17 protein-coding genes are annotated in these 17,432 nt (G+C 70.6%); 9 read left to right on the forward strand and 8 right to left on the reverse strand.

Annotated features, from left to right (window positions below; all coding sequences use genetic code 11):
* Entirely contained in the window at positions 1 to 1,548 is a 1,548-nt protein-coding gene (locus J8M51_RS18945; RefSeq protein WP_086763855.1) for a glycoside hydrolase family 3 protein, read from the forward strand.
* A gap of 76 nt (positions 1,549 to 1,624) precedes the next feature.
* On the opposite strand, the gene nagB is transcribed toward J8M51_RS18945, so the two are convergent.
* Positions 1,625 to 2,410, reverse strand: a complete 786-nt coding sequence (gene nagB, locus J8M51_RS18950) for a glucosamine-6-phosphate deaminase (RefSeq protein WP_086758376.1) — start codon at positions 2,408 to 2,410, stop codon at positions 1,625 to 1,627.
* Between the two features lie 614 nt (positions 2,411 to 3,024).
* Between nagB and J8M51_RS18955 the strand changes: the two genes are divergently transcribed.
* Positions 3,025 to 4,491, forward strand: a complete 1,467-nt coding sequence (locus J8M51_RS18955; protein WP_179203224.1) for a sensor histidine kinase — start codon at positions 3,025 to 3,027, stop codon at positions 4,489 to 4,491.
* Positions 4,492 to 4,692: 201 nt separating this feature from the next.
* Here J8M51_RS18955 and J8M51_RS18960 read toward each other — a convergent pair whose 3' ends face one another.
* The gene (locus J8M51_RS18960) at positions 4,693 to 4,950 is read right to left on the reverse strand and encodes a WhiB family transcriptional regulator (protein WP_003992873.1); all 258 of its coding nucleotides are present in this window, start codon (positions 4,948 to 4,950) and stop codon (positions 4,693 to 4,695) included.
* Positions 4,951 to 5,268: 318 nt separating this feature from the next.
* Complete coding sequence (locus J8M51_RS18965; RefSeq protein ID WP_086758372.1) at positions 5,269 to 6,240, reverse strand: diacylglycerol/lipid kinase family protein; 972 nt, start codon at positions 6,238 to 6,240, stop codon at positions 5,269 to 5,271.
* Positions 6,241 to 6,422: 182 nt separating this feature from the next.
* On the opposite strand from J8M51_RS18965, the gene J8M51_RS18970 reads away from it, so the two are divergent.
* A complete protein-coding gene (locus J8M51_RS18970; RefSeq protein ID WP_086758370.1) occupies positions 6,423 to 6,875 on the forward strand; it encodes a hypothetical protein in 453 nt (150 codons plus the stop codon).
* Between the two features lie 90 nt (positions 6,876 to 6,965).
* Here J8M51_RS18970 and J8M51_RS18975 read toward each other — a convergent pair whose 3' ends face one another.
* From J8M51_RS18975 to J8M51_RS18985, 3 genes are all read right to left on the reverse strand, one after another.
* Positions 6,966 to 8,129: an RNA polymerase sigma factor SigF gene (locus J8M51_RS18975; RefSeq protein ID WP_086758369.1), complete on the reverse strand. Its 1,164-nt coding sequence runs from the start codon at positions 8,127 to 8,129 to the stop codon at positions 6,966 to 6,968.
* On the reverse strand, positions 8,126 to 8,539 hold the full coding sequence (locus J8M51_RS18980; RefSeq protein WP_037695150.1) for an ATP-binding protein: 414 nt from the start codon (positions 8,537 to 8,539) through the stop codon (positions 8,126 to 8,128). Before J8M51_RS18980 ends, J8M51_RS18975 begins: the two co-directional genes overlap by 4 nt.
* A 365-nt stretch (positions 8,540 to 8,904) precedes the next feature.
* A complete protein-coding gene (locus tag J8M51_RS18985; RefSeq protein WP_086758367.1) occupies positions 8,905 to 9,165 on the reverse strand; it encodes a UBP-type zinc finger domain-containing protein in 261 nt (86 codons plus the stop codon).
* A gap of 59 nt (positions 9,166 to 9,224) precedes the next feature.
* Between J8M51_RS18985 and J8M51_RS18990 the strand changes: the two genes are divergently transcribed.
* Positions 9,225 to 10,820, forward strand: coding sequence for a Na+/H+ antiporter (locus J8M51_RS18990; protein ID WP_086758365.1), 1,596 nt, complete (start codon positions 9,225 to 9,227; stop codon positions 10,818 to 10,820).
* A gap of 227 nt (positions 10,821 to 11,047) precedes the next feature.
* On the opposite strand, the gene J8M51_RS18995 is transcribed toward J8M51_RS18990, so the two are convergent.
* Both J8M51_RS18995 and J8M51_RS19000 read right to left on the reverse strand, forming a co-directional pair.
* Positions 11,048 to 11,995 carry a 1-aminocyclopropane-1-carboxylate deaminase/D-cysteine desulfhydrase gene (locus tag J8M51_RS18995; protein ID WP_267299323.1) on the reverse strand — a complete coding sequence of 316 codons (948 nt, stop codon included), beginning with the start codon at positions 11,993 to 11,995 and terminating at the stop codon, positions 11,048 to 11,050.
* Between the two features lie 46 nt (positions 11,996 to 12,041).
* Positions 12,042 to 12,632, reverse strand: coding sequence for an N-acetylmuramoyl-L-alanine amidase (locus J8M51_RS19000; protein ID WP_216589642.1), 591 nt, complete (start codon positions 12,630 to 12,632; stop codon positions 12,042 to 12,044).
* A 316-nt stretch (positions 12,633 to 12,948) separates the two neighbouring features.
* Between J8M51_RS19000 and J8M51_RS19005 the strand changes: the two genes are divergently transcribed.
* From J8M51_RS19005 to J8M51_RS19025, 5 genes are all read left to right on the forward strand, one after another.
* Positions 12,949 to 14,355: a family 2B encapsulin nanocompartment shell protein gene (locus J8M51_RS19005; protein WP_086759713.1), complete on the forward strand. Its 1,407-nt coding sequence runs from the start codon at positions 12,949 to 12,951 to the stop codon at positions 14,353 to 14,355.
* A gap of 41 nt (positions 14,356 to 14,396) precedes the next feature.
* Entirely contained in the window at positions 14,397 to 15,575 is a 1,179-nt protein-coding gene (locus J8M51_RS19010; RefSeq protein WP_398856440.1) for a family 2 encapsulin nanocompartment cargo protein polyprenyl transferase, read from the forward strand.
* Positions 15,576 to 15,918: 343 nt separating this feature from the next.
* Positions 15,919 to 16,503 (forward strand): dihydrofolate reductase family protein, encoded by a 585-nt coding sequence (locus tag J8M51_RS19015; protein ID WP_086764064.1) that lies wholly within the window; start codon positions 15,919 to 15,921, stop codon positions 16,501 to 16,503.
* Positions 16,504 to 16,556: 53 nt separating this feature from the next.
* A complete protein-coding gene (locus J8M51_RS19020) occupies positions 16,557 to 16,790 on the forward strand; it encodes a hypothetical protein (RefSeq protein ID WP_086764066.1) in 234 nt (77 codons plus the stop codon).
* A gap of 188 nt (positions 16,791 to 16,978) precedes the next feature.
* On the forward strand, positions 16,979 to 17,392 hold the full coding sequence (locus J8M51_RS19025; protein WP_086764068.1) for a YciI family protein: 414 nt from the start codon (positions 16,979 to 16,981) through the stop codon (positions 17,390 to 17,392).
* The last annotated feature ends 40 nt before the right edge of the window (positions 17,393 to 17,432 follow it).

Consider the following 17,432-nt stretch of genomic DNA (forward strand, 5'->3'; position numbering starts at 1 on the left):
ATGTCACCGACGACATTCGCCACCGGCTCGCCCGGTTCCCCTTCCGGTTCCGGGCGGGACGGCCTCGCGCGGGACGCGCTGACGGTCCTGCAGCCCGGCTTCACCGGAACCACCGCCCCCGACTGGCTGCTCCGTCGCCTCGGCGAGGGCCTCGCCTCCGTCGGCCTCTTCGGCCGCAACATCGTCTCGCCCGGACAACTGGCCGCCCTCACCGCACAGTTGCGGGCCGAGCACGAGGACGTCCTGGTCGCGATCGACGAGGAGGGCGGTGACGTCACCCGCCTGGAGGTCCGCACCGGCTCCTCCTTCCCGGGCAACCACGCCCTGGGCGCGGTCGACGACGTGGACCTGACCAGGGAGGTCGCCCACGCCCTGGGCCGCCGCCTCGCGGAGTGCGGCGTCAACCTCAACTGGGCCCCGTCGGCCGACGTGAACGCCAACCCGTCCAACCCGGTCATCGGGGTCCGCTCCTTCGGCGCCGATCCCGCCCTGGTCGCCCGGCACACCGCGGCCTATGTCGCCGGCCTCCAGGCCGCGGGCGTCGCCGCCTGCACCAAGCACTTCCCGGGCCACGGCGACACCGCCGTCGACTCCCATCACTCCCTGCCCCGCATCGACGCGGACCGCGCGCTCGTGGACGTTCGCGACCTGGCCCCCTTCCGGGCCGCCATCGCCGCCGGCTCGCACGCGATCATGAGCGCCCACATCCTGGTCCCGGCCCTGGACCCCGACCTCCCGGCGACGTTGTCCCGCGGCGTCCTCACGGACCTGCTCCGCGGCGAGCTGGGCTACGACGGCCTCATCGTCACCGACGGCATGGAGATGCAGGCCATCGCCGGCACCTACGGCATCGAACACGGCAGCGTCCTCGCGCTCGCCGCCGGTGCCGACGCCATCTGCGTCGGCGGCGGCCTCGCCGACGAGGACACCGTCCTGCGGCTCCGCGACGCCCTCGTCACCGCCGTCCGCACCGGCGACCTCCCGGAGGAACGCCTGGCGGACGCGGCGCGGCGGGTCCGGGAACTGGCGAAGTGGACGCGGTCGGCGGCCGGGGGAGCGCCCGCCGGTGCCGGGGAGACCGGCGGTGCTGGAGACGTCGACGGTGGCGTCGGCCTGGTGGCCGCCCGCCGCGCCCTGACGGCCACCTTCGCCGTGCCCTACGAGCCGCCCACCCAGCCCCTCTACGTCGCGGCCTTCACCCCGGTGGCGAACATCGCCGTCGGCGACGAGACCCCCTGGGGCGTCGGCGCGGAGCTGGCCCGTCTCCTCCCCGGCACCGAGACCGGCACCTTCGCCGGCGACAGCGCCGGTGCCTCCGCCCTGGCGGTCGCCGGGACCCGCCGTATCGTCGCCGTCGTCCGCGACGAACACCGCCACCCCTGGATGACCACCGCCCTGGACACCCTCCTCGGCATCCGCCCCGACACGATCGTCGTGGAGATGGGCATCCCCCAGTCCCCGCCCCGAGGCCCCCTCCACATCGCGACCCACGGCGCGGCCAGGGTCTGCGGCAGGGCGGCGGCGGAGGTCATCGCTGGGGTGCGGTAGAGGCCGCCCCGAACACACGCAGGCGCCACAGCCCTCCCTCGGGCTGTGGCGCCTGCGTGTGTTCGAACGACAGGTCCTAGATCCCCTGCCAGTCCGGCTTGTTCCCGAAGGTGTGCCGGAAGTAGTCCGCCAGCTTCAGCTTCGACGCGGCCCCCTCGTCCACCACGACCGTCGCGTGGGGGTGGAGCTGCAGTGCCGACGCCGGGCACACCGCCGCCACCGGCCCCTCCACGGTCGCGGCGACGGCGTCCGCCTTGCCCTCGCCGGTGGCGAGCAGGACCAGGTGGCGGGCCTCCAGGATGGTGCCGATGCCCTGGGTGATGACGTGGTGCGGCACCTGCTCGATGTCGCCGTCGAAGAACCGCGCGTTGTCGATCCGGGTCTGCTCGGTCAGCGTCTTGATCCGCGTCCGGGAGGCGAGCGACGAGCACGGTTCGTTGAACCCGATGTGCCCGTCGGTCCCTATGCCGAGCAGCTGCAGATCCACACCCCCCGCCTCGGCCAGCGCCCTGTCGTACGCCTGGCACGCCCCCGCGACGTCCTCCGCAGTCCCGTCGGGCCCCATGAACGCGTCCAGGCCGAGCCCCAAGGGCTCCAGCACCTCACGGCGCAGCACCGAGCGGTACGACTCGGGGTGCTCGGCGGGCAGCCCCACGTACTCGTCGAGCTGGGCGACCCGCGCCCGTGAGGCGTCCACGGCACCGGAGCGCACCTTCCGCGCCAGCGCGGTGTAGATGGGCAGCGGGGTCGACCCCGTGGCCACCCCGAGGAGGGCGTCGGGCCTGCCCCGGAGCAGCTGGGCCATCGCCTCGGCTATGAGCTCGCCACCCGCCTCGGCATCCGGAACGATGACAACTTCCACGCTGTGCCTGCCGATCTGGAAAGTAAGGACTCAAGAAGACTCGACCGGAACCCGCAGGGTCAAGGACTTCCCATGTGGTGTAGACCAATCTAGCAGGGGTGGCCCTTTCTCCCCAGGGGGTGAGCAGGCGTTCCGGCCCACCGCGGGGCCGAGTCGGGCTACCCTGCGAGTGAACCGTCCGTGGATGGCGGACAGGGGAACAACAACAAACATCCGCCAACGCATGGACACACGCAGTGGTCTAGTCAACAATGCGTGGTGGAGCATGTGATCGATCAGTGGCCCCGCCGCCGGAGATCACACGCGACGACAAGCCTCCGCCCTCCCCGCACAGGAAGGCGGACCGAGGACCCGGCGCTCTCTGCCCTGACTGCTCCGGATCCTCATCCTTCGGCCGACCGGGACCGCACACCCCACGGCCGATGTTGCTCCGGGCTGCGGTGCCGGGAGGGCTGAGGGTCCCTCTCAGGCGCCGCGGCCCGCGGGTGTTTCCGGGGCCCGGCGGATCGGTTCCCCGGCCCCGCGCCCGCCGCCTCGGGCGCCCGTACCGGCCATGCCCACCACTGTTTCCGGTCATGTTCGTACCGCCAGGTACGCTCGCACCTGTGCCCTCCATGAACGAACTCGTCCGCCAGCACACCGCTCTCAGCGACTCCGACCTGGAGTGGCTGCATCTGCTGGTGTCGGAGTGGCAGCTGCTGTCCGACCTCTCCTTCGCCGACCTGGTCCTGTGGGTCCCCACCCGCGACGGCACCCGCTATGTCTCCGTGGCCCAGATGCGCCCCAACACCGGCCCCACCTCGTACCAGGACGACATGGTCGGCCACCTGGTCCCGCGCGGCCGTCGCCCCCTGCTGGACGCCGCGCACGACGAGGGCCGCATCGTCCGCGAGGGCGACCCGGAGTGGCGTGAGGAGGTCCCCGTACGGGTCGAGTCCATCCCCGTGCGCAGGGAGGGACGCGTCCTCGGTGTCATCGCGCGCAACACCAATCTGCTGACCGTGCGCACCCCGAGCCGGCTGGAACTGACCTACCTCCAGAGCGCCTCCGACCTGGCCCAGATGATCGCCGCGGGCGCCTTCCCGTTCCCCGACCAGCAGGTTGACATGGATGCCTCGCCCCGCGTCGGCGACGGGCTGATCAGGCTCGACGCCGACGGCATCGTCCAGTACGCCTCCCCGAACGCCCTCTCCGCGTACCACCGACTCGGCCTCGCCGCCGACCTCGTGGGCTGCCATCTCGGCCGTACGACCGCCGAACTCGCCCCCTCCCGGGGCCCGGTGGACGAGGCGCTGGCCAAGGTGGCGAGCGGGTGGGCGCCGCGCGAGTTCGAGATCGAGTCCAGCGACGGGGTGATCCAGTTCCGTGCGATCCCCCTCAAGCCCAAGGGCCCGCGCATCGGTTCGCTCGTCCTGCTGCGGGACGTGACGGAACTGCGGCGCCGCGAGCGCGAGTTGATCACCAAGGACGCGACCATCCGGGAGATCCACCACCGGGTGAAGAACAACCTCCAGACCGTCGCCGCCCTGTTGCGTCTCCAGGCCCGGCGCATCGAGTCCGAGCGCGGCCGGGAGGCGCTCGAAGAGGCCGTACGACGGGTCGGATCGATCGCGATCGTGCATGAGACGCTGTCCCAGAATCTGGACGAGCGGGTGGAGTTCGACGAGATCGCCGACCGGGTGCTCGCCATGGTCGCCGAGATCTCACCGGGCAAGGTGACCGGCCGGCGCACCGGACGCTTCGGCATCCTGGACGCGGAGGTCGCGACCCCGCTCTCCATGGTCCTCACCGAGATCCTGCAGAACGCCCTCGAACACGGGTTCCGCGAGGGCGACACCGGCACCGTCGAGGTCTCGGCCGTGCGCGGCGGCACCACCAAGGAGACCCGTCTCCTCGTCACCGTGCAGGACGACGGCGTGGGCCTGCCCGAGGGCTTCGACCCGCACCGCTCCGGCAACCTCGGTCTGCAGATCGTACGGACGCTGGTGGAGGGGGAGTTGGGCGGCACCTTCGACATGGTCCCGGCTCCGGAGCGGGGCACCCAGGTCATCCTGGACCTCCCGGTGCGCGCCCAGAAGTAGCCGCGCCACGGCGGCCGTAGCACCCGCCGGCCCATGTTCGTCGTACCGGAGACAGCACCGAGCCCCGGACCATCATGTGGTCCGGGGCTCGGGCTCGTGGCTGGTTAAGCGCACCGGGGGCACTGCGCGCTGCGGCTCGGGGGCGGGAGAAGCGCACTCGCTGTGCGCGCCGCCAAGCTCAGGCTATTGCTGGGTGGGATGTCAGGCGGATGCCTGACGGGCCCGGTTGCGGGCGGCGCGGCGCTTCATGGCGCGGCGCTCGTCCTCGCTGAGACCACCCCAGACGCCGGAGTCCTGGCCGGACTCAAGCGCCCACTGCAGACACTGCTCGATAACCGGGCAGCGACGGCAGACAGCCTTGGCTTCCTCGATCTGCAGCAGCGCAGGACCGGTGTTGCCGATGGGGAAGAAGAGCTCGGGGTCTTCCTCGCGGCAAACGGCGTTGTGACGCCAGTCCATGGCTGCTACCTCTCCTTGGTATTACATGCTCGTTGCTTGTGAATGTGAACGCTTTCACGAATCCCTCAACAAGTGAAGGGCCGATCACCAGACGGACTGGTGTGGTCCTGTGGATTGAGGAGGGGTTCTGGCGCTTGCTTGAGCCGGTGTTGCGGGCTGTCCCGAGCGCCACGTAGAGACTCGCAAACCTCAGCGGCGGATACAACCCCTTCCGGAAAGTTTTTTTTGATTCCTCGGTGTCGACTGTGTCACAGCCGTACTTCCATGGGGTGGACCCTGGCCTAAACGTTCGAGTGGAAGGACTTTTGCCCGTTCCGCTCACACAATCACACGCAGTGCCCGGCGTACGCCTGTGAACGTCACGCTCGTACGCAGTCCGAGGTGGTCGCCGTCCATCTGGAGGGGGAGGGGGACCTTCGAATGCAAGGTGAAGTCGGTCAGATCGTGCAGGGTGGTGGCGTGCTTGCCCTGGGGTCCGCGCTCGGGGGACGAAGTGAGCAACTGTGTGCCATATCGGGCGAGTGCGGGCGTCGACATGCGGCTGAGGCCGAGCACATCGAGGCCTTTATCGAACGAGGCCTTAGGCGACGCGTACACCGGGCGATTACCCAGAAACGTCCACGGGGACGTGTTGCAGACTATGGACAGCACAAGATCGGAAATCGGTTCCTCGCCGGCCCGCTCCAAAGAGATCGTGCCGAGTCTGCGATGGGGCTCTTCCAGAAACTGCCGGAAAGCCTGACGCAGGTAAAGAGCGTGTGTGGATTTCCGTCCGCGTTCCCGCTGTTGCTCGACGCGGCCGATCACCCCCGCGTCGAATCCGAGGCCGGCGCAGAACGTGAACCAGCGGGACGGCACCGCCTCGTCCTCCGTGCCCGGGGTGCCCGAGGCCATGCCCAGGCCGACCGTGCGCTCCCGGCTCTCGCGTAGGGCGTCGAGCAGGACGCCGGTCGCCTCCACGGCGTCGTTGGGCAGCCCCAGGGCGCGTGCGAAGACATTGGTGGAGCCACCGGGGACCACGGCGAGACGGGGGAGGCGGTCGGGGTCCGGGCCGTGGTGCAGCAGGCCGTTGACGACCTCGTTGACCGTGCCGTCGCCGCCGAGGGCCACGACCAGTTCGATGTCGCCCTTGCCCTCCGCGGCCTGCCGGGCGAGGTCCCGCGCGTGGCCTCTGTACTCGGTGGTGACGGCCTCCAGCTTCATCTCGCTGGCGAGGGCGTGGATCAGCACATCGCGCGTCCGTGCGCTTGTGGTGGTTGCCGCCGGATTGACCACGAGAAGTGCACGCATGGGTTGCAGCGTACCTACTGGGTGGTACCCGGCCCATACCGAGGTGCGGATCAAGGGGGAGATCAGGTAGTGACGATGAGCACGTGGGGCGTGAGCAGCCGGGGAGTGCGGGCGCGTGAGGGCGGTGCACGGCCGCGCACAGGGGCCGGAGCGCGCCACGGGCCGAGGGCTACCCTTCAGGGGTGAGCCCAGAGCAGACCCCCACCCCGGACACCTCCGACGCCGAGCCCCGCCCCGGGCGGCTGACCGCCGCGGCCGCGCTGGCCGCGCTGGAGGGGGTGGCCCTGCTGGTGGGCGGCGGGGCCATGCTCGTCCTCGGCCTCACCGGCGACCCGGACGACCTCAGCACCGGCGTCACCGGCGGCATCACCCTCGTCGCGCTGGCCCTGCTGCCGCTGATCGCCGCGCGCGGACTGCTGCTGCGGCGCGGCTGGAGCCGGGGGCCCGCCGTCATCACCCAGGTCATGGCGCTGCCGGTGGCCTACAACCTGCTGCGCGCCGACAGCGTGGCGATCCCGGCGGGCATCGTGCTGGCCGTGGTCGCCGTCACGGCGCTGGTCCTGCTGCTCAGTCCCACGACGACCCGGGCCCTCGGAATCCAGGGGCCGGGCCGGGCGGAGGAGACCAAGGGGTAGCCGTGCCGGAGCGGTCACCCGCACCGACCGTCGGCCTCCCCTTCGCCCACTTCTCGCCCGTTCCTCGCCCGCTCCCTGCCCACTTCTTGCCTACTCCTCGACGAGGAGCTTCTCCCGCAGCTGCGCCAGGGTCCTCGCCAGCAGCCGGGAGACGTGCATCTGGGAGATGCCGACCTCCTGGGCGATCTGTGACTGGGTCATGTTGCCGAAGAAGCGCAGCAGCAGGATCCGCTTCTCGCGGGGCGGCAGGTCCTCCAGCAGCGGCTTGAGGGACTCCCGGTACTCGACGCCCTCCAGTGCCTCGTCCTCGGCACCGAGGGTGTCCGCGACGGCGGGGGACTCGTCGTCGGTGTCGGGGACGTCCAGGGACAGCGTGGAGTACGCGTTGGCCGACTCCAGGCCCTCCAGGACCTCCTCCTCCGAGATGGCCAGCTTCTCGGCCAGCTCGTGCACCGTCGGGGAGCGGCCGTGCTGCTGGGACAGCTCGGCCGTGGCCGTGGTCAGCGCCAGCCGCAGCTCCTGCAGCCTGCGCGGCACCCGCACCGCCCAGCCCTTGTCGCGGAAGTGCCGCTTGATCTCGCCGACGACCGTCGGGGTCGCGTACGTGGAGAACTCCACGCCGCGGTCCGGGTCGAAGCGGTCCACCGACTTGATCAGACCGATGGTGGCGACCTGGGTCAGGTCGTCCAGCGGCTCACCGCGGTTGCGGAACCGGCGTGCGAGGTGCTCCACGAGCGGCAGATGCATCCGGACCAGCCGGTTGCGCAGCTCCGCGTACTCCGTGCTGCCCTCCGGCAGGGCCCGCAGCTCCACGAACAGGGCGCGCGCCCCGCTGCGGTCCTGAGGGTCGTGCCGTGTGCTGCGCACGCTCTGCGCGTGCTGCGCGCCCGCCTCGTCGTGTCGCTCGTGCTCGCTCATAGTCCCGCCCGCCGTCACCGTTCCCCCAGCTCCCGACTGTGCTCCAGCGGGGGAGGCCCCAGTCCGCCCTCGTGAGGACGTGGTGCTCCGGAGGGTGCCCTCCGGATCCCGTCGCCCGTCGGACGGCGCGCCGGGTTCCTCGTCGTCGGCCGGTGCCGCCCATCGAGACGCCCCGGCCGCCGAGGACTCGTCCTCCGGGTGCGGCCGGGCCTGCTCGGGGATGCCGTCGACGCCGTCCGTCAGATGCGCCGGTCCACTCGGACCGCCGTCGTCCTCCGCGGGAAGTCCCCGTGTGCCGCGCTCTTCGTCCCGCACCGGCCCGTCCCCGTTCCTCACGCCGGCCCGGGTCCCGCGCCGCGCTGTTTGTAGAGGCTGATCGAAACGGTTTTGTCGTCGGCCACCGCGGAGGAGACCTTGCCCGCCAGGGCCGACAGCACGGTCCAGGCGAAGGTGTCACGCGCGGGGGCGTGGCCGTCCGTGGTGGGGGCCGAGACCGTGACCTCCAGAGAATCGTCGACCAGACGGAAGACACAGCTGAGCACCGAGCCGGGCACGGCCTGCTGAAGCAGGATCGCGCAGGCCTCGTCGACCGCGATGCGCAGGTCCTCGATCTCGTCGAGGGTGAAGTCCAAACGGGCCGCGAGGCCGGCCGTCGCCGTACGCAGCACCGACAGGTAGGCACCCGCGGCCGGCAGCCGGACTTCCACGAAGTCCTGGGTCCCGGGCTCGCCTGCGATCTGGGACACCCTCACCTCCAAGGTGGTACAAGCTCTTTCGGGGGCCCAGGGGTCGCCCCCCGGGGTAACGCGCTACGTGGTTCAGCGGTGACGCTATCGCGCTACCGAGCGCCGTGTCCTCGGGGTCCTGGGGACCCCACCCCATGCTGTCACTCATAGTAAGCCTATGAATACGCTCGGTGGCTAGAGGTTTGCGGGCCTCAAATAGGAAGAGCGCGCGCCGGATTGACGTACCCAGGCGTCGGACTGCCGAACCTTGTCACACGAGTACCTCGACGTATCGCGGGGTGACATGGTTCCGTCGTGCGACGCCTCGGTCACGGGTGCCATACGCGTACGAATTCCGCCGGACCGGGTCCGTCGTACGAGGTCCGTCATACGAGTACATGGTCGACGAAGCACCAGCGCCAGGTCTCGCCCGCTTCGAACGTACGCATGATGGGATGGCCGCTCTCCTTGTGGTGCTCGGTCGCGTGCCGCATGGGCGAGGAGTCGCAGCAGCCCACGTGCCCGCACTCCAGGCACATCCGGAGCTGCACCGGATGGCTCCCGGCGGCCAGGCACTCCGGGCAGGTGTCGGTCAGCGGATCGGGCGCGGGGTGCGGCAGCGCGTCCGCGTGCGTGCACTGTTTCATGATTGCCAGGTTACGACGGGCGCGCGGAACCCCGCGCGGAAACGAAGGCGGCGGAAGCGATGCACTTTTTGCCCTTGCTGTTGCTGGTCGCAGGGAGCGCGACGGTCGCCGGTGCCGCCCGGCGTACGCCGGTGCCCGCCCCGCTGCTGCTGGTCGCCGTGGGGCTCGTGGTGTCGTATCTGCCCGGAGTGCCGCACTACGAGCTGGACCCCGAGATCGTCCTGCCGCTGATCCTGCCCCCGCTGCTGTACACGGCCGCCAGTGACAGTTCCTACCTCGATCTGCGGGCCCAACTGCGGCCCGTGGCGCTGCTGTCGGTCGGCTATGTGCTCTTCGCGACCCTGGTGGTCGGCTGGGCCGCCTATCTGATCGTGCCGGGGATGCCGCTGACCGCCGCCCTGGTGCTCGGCGCGGTGGTGGCGCCGCCGGACGCGGTCGCGGCCACCGCGGTGGCCCGGAGGGTGGGGCTGCCGTCACGGATCACCACGATCCTCCAGGGCGAGTCCCTGGTGAACGACGCGACCGCGATCACCGCCTACCGGGTCGCCCTCGCGGCCACCATCGGCGAGGGCGCGAGCTGGACCGGCGGGGTCGTCGAGTTCCTGGTGGCGGCGGTCGGCGGTGTCCTCGTGGGTCTGCTGCTGATGGTGCCGATCCACTGGCTGCGCACCCACCTGAAGGAAGCGCTGCTGCAGAACACCCTCTCCCTGCTGATCCCGTTCGTGGCCTACGGGCTCGCCGAGTGGGTGCACGCCTCCGGGGTGCTCGCCGTGGTCGTCGTCGGCCTGTACCTCGGCTACCGCAACTGGCAGGTCGACTTCGCCACCCGCCTCCAGGAGGAGGCCGTCTGGAAGATGGTCGCCTTCCTGCTGGAGTCGGCCGTGTTCGCCCTCATCGGGCTCCAGCTGCCGGTCGTTCTCGAAGGCCTAGGCGAGTACGAGGGGGTCAGCGCCACCTGGTACGCCGTGGCCGTCTTCCTCGTCGTGGTCGCGACCCGGTTCGTGTGGGTCTATCCGGCGACCTTCCTGCCCCGGATCATGTCGCGACGCATCCGGGAACGGGAGGACAACCCCACCTGGAAGGCGCCCTTCGTCATCTCCTGGGCCGGAATGCGCGGAGTCGTCTCGCTGGCCATCGCCTTCTCGATCCCGCTCACCGTGCACGGCGGGGACGACTTCCCCGCGCGGAACCTGATCCTCTTCCTGACCTTCACCACGGTCATCGGGACCCTCGTCATCCAAGGGCTGACCCTGCCGCCCCTGATCCGGGTCCTGAAGCTGCCCGGACGCGACCAGCAGGCCGAGACCCTCGCCGAGGCCAACGCCCAGGCCCAGGCGTCCCGGGTCGCCGAGGCCCGCCTCGACGAACTCCTCGCGAACGAGAGCAACGAACTGCCCCCGCCGCTCGTCGACCGCCTCCGCACGGTCCTGGAACGGCGCCGCAACGCCGTCTGGGAGCGGCTCGGCGCGGTCAACCCGGTGACCGGCGAGAGCGTCGACGACACCTACAGCAGACTCTCCCGGGAGATGATCGGCGCCGAACGAGCGGTCTTCGTGAGGCTGCGGGACGCCCGGTACATCGACGACGAGATGCTCCGCACGCTGCTGCGCCGGCTGGACCTGGAGGAGGCGGCGGTCTACCGGGAGGCGTCCTAGGCCGTGGGCACGGCCTAGGACGTGTCCGCAAAGTCCCGTCGTCCGTCCGGAGGGCGGGTCCCGCGGCGTCTGGTGCGTGCGCTCGGCGTGCCGGGCGGAAGTCCTCGTACTGGATGTACTCGGGTTTTCGCCCGGTGCGGTGGTGGGGGTCCCTCCCGCTCGGGCGCAGCCGGGAGTGGGGGAGCGTGCCAGGCGTCGCGGGGCAGGCGGGACTTTGCGGACACGCCCTAGGACGGTACCGGTCGGTTCCCGGGTGTCCGCTCCGGGAACGGGCGGCCCGTGATCACGGCGGCGACCGTCGTCCCGCGTGGGAAGGCGCCCTCCGCTGCCAGGGTGGTGAGTCCGTAGAGCGACTTGGCGACATAGAGACGTTCCACGGGCAGGTCGTGGCGGGTCTCGAAGTCGTCGGCGAAGACGTCCAGTTCGGGAGCGGTACGGGCGTAGCCGCCGAAGTGGAAGCGGTCGTCGAGCCGCCAGTCGCCGCGCGGTCCGCCGAACGCCCTGTTCTGGAGCGCGCGTATCTCCTCTTCGAGGAAGCCGCCCTTGAGAACCGGAATCCCGAGGGCGTACTGGTCGGGGGCGAGGCCGGCGGCCAGACCGGCGAGGGTGCCGCCGGTGCCGCAGGCGAGGGCCACGACATCGGCCCGCCCGCGCAACTCCACGCCGAGTTCCTGACAGCCGCGCACGGCGAGGGAGTTGCTGCCGCCCTCGGGGACGACGTATGCGTCACCGGCGTCGGCGGCGCGGAGGACGGCGGCCAGCGTGGCCGGGTCGGACTTGTGGCGATACGTCGATCTGTCGATGAAGCGCAGCCGCATGCCGTCCGCCGCGCAGCGGGCCAGGGAGGGGTTGAGGGGACGGTCGGCCAGCTCCTGACCGCGCACCACACCGATGGTGGGCAGCCCCAGGAGACGGCCCGCGGCGGCGGTCGCGCGCAGATGGTTCGAGTAGGCACCGCCGAAGGTGAGCAGGGGCCGGCCGGCCGCCGCACGCAGATTCGGGGCCAGCTTGCGCCACTTGTTGCCGACGATCCCCGGGTGGATCAGATCGTCCCGCTTGAGGAGCAGCCGGACACCCTGGCGGGCGAAGCGCTCGTCCACGATCTCCTGGAGCGGGGACGGAAGCCTCGGCCGCAGGGCGGTCGTGGGGTCGGGGGCGGAGGGCTGGCCGGTCACCTGCCCATTGTCGGACACGTGACCGGCCGGCGTCGGGACCGGGCGGCTATTTCAGGCGGTCCCGTACGCGGTTTCGCATCGAGGACATGGTGAAGCCCCGGGGGTCGACCTTGCCGGGCTGCCATTCGAGATGGCCGATGACGGACCGCTGGTTCCAGCCGTGGTGGCGGCAGACCGCGGCGGACACCCGTTCGATGGCGTCGAGCTGGGCCTTCGGCCACGGGTCCTGGCCGTCGCCGAGGTTCTCGCACTCGAAGCCGTAGAAGTGGCGGTTGCCGTCGGTGTTGGACTCGTTGTCCGGCGGGAGCCCCTTCTCGGCGATCACGGCCCGCAGGACGTCGTCGTCGCCGAGCCCGGCGTGGTTGGCGCGGCCGTAGCCGACGAGGTGGACCCGGCCGTCCTTGGTGATGACACCGTGGCACAACGGGCCGGGCAGACCCGAGTACCCGTCACGGCAGATGCGTACGGTGCGTTCGCTGCCGGAGGTGACGGTGTGGTGGATCATCACCCCGTGCACGGGCCCCCACGGGCCCACGTGATTGCGGTTGTGATGCTCCCAGTCGCCGACCTCGACGACCCGGACGCCCTCGTTCCTGAGGACGGTGAGAAACCTGCCCGCGGACATGGGTGGGGCCATGACCGACTCCTTCGTGCCGTGCGACGGCCGCTGGTCGTGGCCGCCTCGTACGCAGGCTTGTACCCCTGACTCCCCACAGGAGCCAGTCGGCGCTGGGCCGTACGAGTCGATCCGGTCAAGATTCGACGAGAGGCACAAGTGCGCGGCGGAATACGGCGGGTGGGTACGCATGGTCGACAAAGTCCCCTGATATGCCCAGTCTTCTAAGATCCATTCCCGCTCTTTCGGGTAATAGCATCGGCACGCTCCGTGATGCAAGGCTGGATCGCGAGATCGGTGACCGCGATATCAGTGCACACCCGGAGGGGAAATCCGTATGTCGGTAGGCGAAGAGGTTCGCTCTCAGCAGGACAGGCCGCAGCAGAGTCTCGGTACGGCCGCTGCCCGGAACCTGGCCACCACCACGAAGTCCACGCCCCAGATGCAGGAGATCAGCTCGCGCTGGCTGCTGCGCACCCTGCCCTGGGTGAATGTGCAGGGCGGCACGTACCGGGTCAACAGGCGGCTCACCTACGCGGTCGGCGACGGCCGCGTCACCTTTGTGAAGACGGGCGACCGGGTCGCCGTCATCCCCGCGGAGCTGGGCGAACTGCCGGCCCTGCGGACTTACGAGGACATCGACGTGCTGGGCGAGCTGGCGCAGCGGTGCGAGCAGCGGGAGTTCGCGCCCGGTGCCGTGCTGGCCGAATTCGGCAGCCAGGCGGACGAGGTGTTCCTGCTCGCCCACGGCAAGGTCGAGAAGATCGGCACCGGCCCCTACGGCGACGACGCGGTCCTCGGCGTGCTGGCCGACGGGGCCTATTTCGGCGAGCAGGCGCTCCTCGATTCCGAGGCCATCTGGGAGTACACGGCCCGCGCGGTCACCGCGTGCACGGTGCTCGTCCTGCCGCGCCAGGCCGTCGAACAGCTCGCGGAGCGCGCCGAGACCCTGAGGGAGCACCTCCAGGAGCAGCGCGCGATCCCGTCGCAGCGCACCAACAAGTACGGCGAGAAGGAGATCGACCTCGCCGCCGGCCACAGCGGCGAGCCGGACATCCCGCACACCTTCGTCGACTACGAGGCCGCGCCGCGCGAGTACGAACTCAGCGTGGCCCAGACCGTCCTGCGCATCCACACGCGCGTGGCCGACCTCTACAACCAGCCGATGAACCAGACCGAGCAGCAGATCAGGCTCACGGTCGAGGCGTTGAAGGAGCGCCAGGAGCACGAGCTGGTCAACAACCGGGAGTTCGGCCTCCTCCACAACTGCGAGTACGACCAGCGGCTCCAGCCGCACGACGGTGTGCCCAGCCCGGACGACCTGGACGAACTGCTCTCCCGTCGCCGGGGCACCAAGATGCTCCTCGCCCACCCGCGCGCGATCTCCGCGTTCGGCCGCGAGCTGAACAAGCGCGGGCTGGTCCCCGAGACCATCGACATCGCCGGGAACCGCATCCCCACCTGGCGCGGTGTGCCGATCTACCCGTGCAACAAGATCCCGGTGACCGAGGCCAGGACGACGTCGATCATCGCCCTGCGTACCGGCGAGGAGGACCAGGGCGTCATCGGTCTGCGGGCCGCGAGCATCCCGGACGAGATCGAGCCCAGCCTGTCCGTCCGTTTCATGGGCATCAACGAACAGGCGATCATCAAGTACCTCGTGACGGCCTACTACTCGGCCGCGGTCCTGGTCCCCGACGCGCTCGGCGTTCTGGAGAACGTCGAGATCGGCCGCTGGCGGTGACCTTGTCCGACCGGTTGCCGTGCACCCGTCCGTCAGGGCGGGTGCACCCCGGCGGTGCGGGCCCGTCGGAGGACGGGGACGAGGGCGGGCATCGGTCCGGAGCTCCCGATGCGGATACGGAGGGATCGGGTGGGCCGGCGGGGTCGTTACCCCCTGCCGCCGACCGGGGGCCGGCCCGTCGGGCGGGTGGGGCGAGCCCCTTGGACGGGCAGGAGGCGGCGGGGATCCTGGAGCAGGCCCGGGTGTCCGTCGACCCCGAGATGCGGCGTGCCGTCGAGTCGTTGCCCGGTTCGTTGCGCCGGGTCGCGCGCTACCACTTCGGCTGGGAGGACGCGGACGGCGCCCCGGCCGCGGGCAACGCGGGCAAGGCGATACGCCCGGCGCTGGTCCTGGCCGCCGTCGGCGCGCTCGGGGGGCGCGAGGCCGTCGCCGTACGGGCCGCGGCCGCGGTGGAGTTGGTGCACAACTTCACGTTGCTGCACGACGACGTGATGGACCGGGACACCACCCGCAGACACCGGGCCACCGCGTGGACCGTGTTCGGTGTCCCCGACGCGATCCTCGCCGGGGACGCGTTGCAGGCCCTCGCCCAGCGGCTGCTCGCCGAGGACCCGCATCCGGCGTCGGCCGCGGCCTCGGCACGGCTCGCGTCCTGTGTCGTCGAGCTGTGCGCGGGCCAGCAGACGGACACCGAGATGGAGGGCCGCGGTCCCGAGGAGGTCACCCTCGACGAGGTGCTCGCCATGGCCGAGGCGAAGACGGGCGCGCTGCTCGGCTGCGCCTGTGCGGTGGGGGCGTTGTACGCGGGCGCCGGCGCGGAGGACGTCGAGGCCCTCGACGCGTTCGGGCGGGAGGCGGGGCTCGCCTTCCAGCTCATCGACGACGTGATCGGCATCTGGGGAGACCCGGGCCGCACCGGCAAGCCGGCCGGAGCGGATCTCATGGTCCGCAAGAAGTCCCTCCCGGTGGTCGCCGCCCTCGCCTCCGGCACTCCGGAGGCCGCGGAACTCGCCGAGCTGTACGGCATGCCCTACGCCGAGGGAGATCTGGAGCGTACGGCGCTGGCCGTGGAGCGGGCCGGTGGCCGTGACTGGGCTCAGGTCCAGGCGGCCGACCGTATGGCCCGGGCCGTACACGAACTGTCGCGTGCCGTTCCCGATCCGGAGTCGGCCGGGGGACTGTTGGCGCTGGCCGAGTTCGTGACGCGCCGCAGCAGTTGACAGGGCGCGGCAGCCGGGGCGACGCGACAGTCGAGGCGGAAGCCGTGGTCGAGGTGGGTGCGTGTCGGTTGATGCTCCCGAGGCGGTGGTGCCGGGTGGACCTGACCCCGCGCGGTGCCGGTGCCTTCGGGTGGTCGGTGGGTCCCGCACATCCCCACGGTGTGCGGGGCCCGCCGGGTTCCTGACCGTCCGGGCTCCCTGAGCCTCGGTTCTGAATCCCTGAATCCCTGAATCCCTGAATCTCTTGTTCTCTTGCAACCACTACAGATGAAGTACTATAACTGACGTGGTTGAGGGAGCGGCTCGGACGCCGCTCGCTGTCGGACGAGGAAAAGAGACCGGTTTGCGCAAGCTCACGTACCTCATCGCCTGTTCGATCGACGGCTTCATCGGGGACCAGGACGGTGACGCGTCGTACATGTACCCGTACGTGGTCGGGGACTTCGCCGAGTACCTCAGCGCGGAGCACCCGGACACCACCCCGGCCCATGTCCGGCGCCTCGTCGGCACCGACGGTCTGCCGAACAAGGAGTACGACACGATCATCCAGGGCCGCGCCAGCTACGACGTGGCACTGAAGGAGGGCATCACCAGCCCGTACTCCCATCTGCGCGAGTACGTCGCCTCGCGCACGCTGAAGGAGTCGCCCGACCCGAACGTCGAGATCATCTCGGAGGACCTGGTCGGCAGGGTCCGCGCGCTCAAGGCGGAGGACGGCGGCCTCGGCATCTACCTGTGCGGTGGCTCCGTCGTCGCGGGCGAGCTGATCGACGAGATCGACGAGCTGGTCATCAAGACGTACCCGGTCGTGCAGGGCTCCGGCATGCCGATGTTCGGCGCCGGTTTCACCCTCCACGAGTTCACGCTCGACGAGGTGCGCGGCTTCGACAACGGGGTGGTGGTGCGGCGGTACAGCAGGAAGCGCTGATTGCCGGTGCACGGCGGGGGGCGGCCCGACCCCGGCGGTCATACCCTGAGGACATGGGCATCGACGAGCAAGTCTGCCCGGTCTGCGGACAGCCTGTGGCCACGGTCGTACGGCGGCACAAGACGTTCGGCGCGTGGGTACCCGTATGGAGTCCGGGTCCGTGCAGGAATCATGAGTGTGCGGTGTATGTCGGCGAGGCCGATGCGGCCGATGCGGCCGATGACGCCGTCGAGGTCGGTGGGGGCGCTGGGGGCGACGAGGCCGACGGGGTGAGGAGCGAAGGGTAGGGCGGGTCGCGGACCGAGCTGTGGGTTCTTCCGGGCCGTGTTCGTCCGCGCCGTGTTCGTCCGGTCCGGAGAAGTACTCGGGGAAACATCCCGTGGGTGTGTCGAGAAGCGCAGGGCGGCTCCGACGTCTCCTGTGAGAGCCGCCCGACCCGGGTGGTTCGAACCGAGGAAGGCGAAGGAGCGGACTCATGAAGTACCTGGTGATGGTCCTGGGCACCCAGTCGGACTACGAGGGCATGCGTGGCAAGGCCTCCGAGCACTCCCCGGCCTGGACGCCGGAGCAGCTGCAGGCCATGTACGCCCATATGGGAGCGATCAACGACGACCTCGCGGAGACCGGGGAGATCATCGACGGCCAGGGGCTGGCGGAGCCGGCCCGGACCCGGCTCGTCACGGCCGACGCCGACGGCAAGCCGGTGATCACGGACGGGCCGTACCCGGAGACCAAGGAGCTGCTGGCGGGCTACTGGCTCCTGGACTGCGCGAGCCTGGACCGGGTCACGGAGATCGCGGCCCGTGTCGCGCGGTGCCCCGGCCCCGAGGGGCTCACGGAGTACCCGGTGGTGATCCGGCCGGTGCTGGACGGCGCGGGGGACATCTGAGGCGCCACGGGGCGGCCGGACACCGAGCGGGGTCCCGCGT

The sequence above is a fragment of the Streptomyces griseiscabiei genome (assembly GCF_020010925.1).
Lineage (GTDB): Bacteria > Actinomycetota > Actinomycetes > Streptomycetales > Streptomycetaceae > Streptomyces > Streptomyces griseiscabiei.

Coding starts and splice junctions, on each gene's coding strand:
- J8M51_RS18945 (WP_086763855.1), top strand. CDS start 1: ATGTCACCGACGACATTCGCCACCGGCTCGCCCGGTTCCCCTTCCGGT.
- J8M51_RS18955 (WP_179203224.1), top strand. CDS start 3,025: ATGAACGAACTCGTCCGCCAGCACACCGCTCTCAGCGACTCCGACCTG.
- J8M51_RS18960 (WP_003992873.1), bottom strand. CDS start 4,950: ATGGACTGGCGTCACAACGCCGTTTGCCGCGAGGAAGACCCCGAGCTC.
- J8M51_RS18965 (WP_086758372.1), bottom strand. CDS start 6,240: ATGCGTGCACTTCTCGTGGTCAATCCGGCGGCAACCACCACAAGCGCA.
- J8M51_RS18985 (WP_086758367.1), bottom strand. CDS start 9,165: ATGAAACAGTGCACGCACGCGGACGCGCTGCCGCACCCCGCGCCCGAT.
- J8M51_RS18990 (WP_086758365.1), top strand. CDS start 9,225: ATGCACTTTTTGCCCTTGCTGTTGCTGGTCGCAGGGAGCGCGACGGTC.
- J8M51_RS19000 (WP_216589642.1), bottom strand. CDS start 12,632: ATGGCCCCACCCATGTCCGCGGGCAGGTTTCTCACCGTCCTCAGGAAC.
- J8M51_RS19005 (WP_086759713.1), top strand. CDS start 12,949: ATGTCGGTAGGCGAAGAGGTTCGCTCTCAGCAGGACAGGCCGCAGCAG.
- J8M51_RS19020 (WP_086764066.1), top strand. CDS start 16,557: ATGGGCATCGACGAGCAAGTCTGCCCGGTCTGCGGACAGCCTGTGGCC.
- J8M51_RS19025 (WP_086764068.1), top strand. CDS start 16,979: ATGAAGTACCTGGTGATGGTCCTGGGCACCCAGTCGGACTACGAGGGC.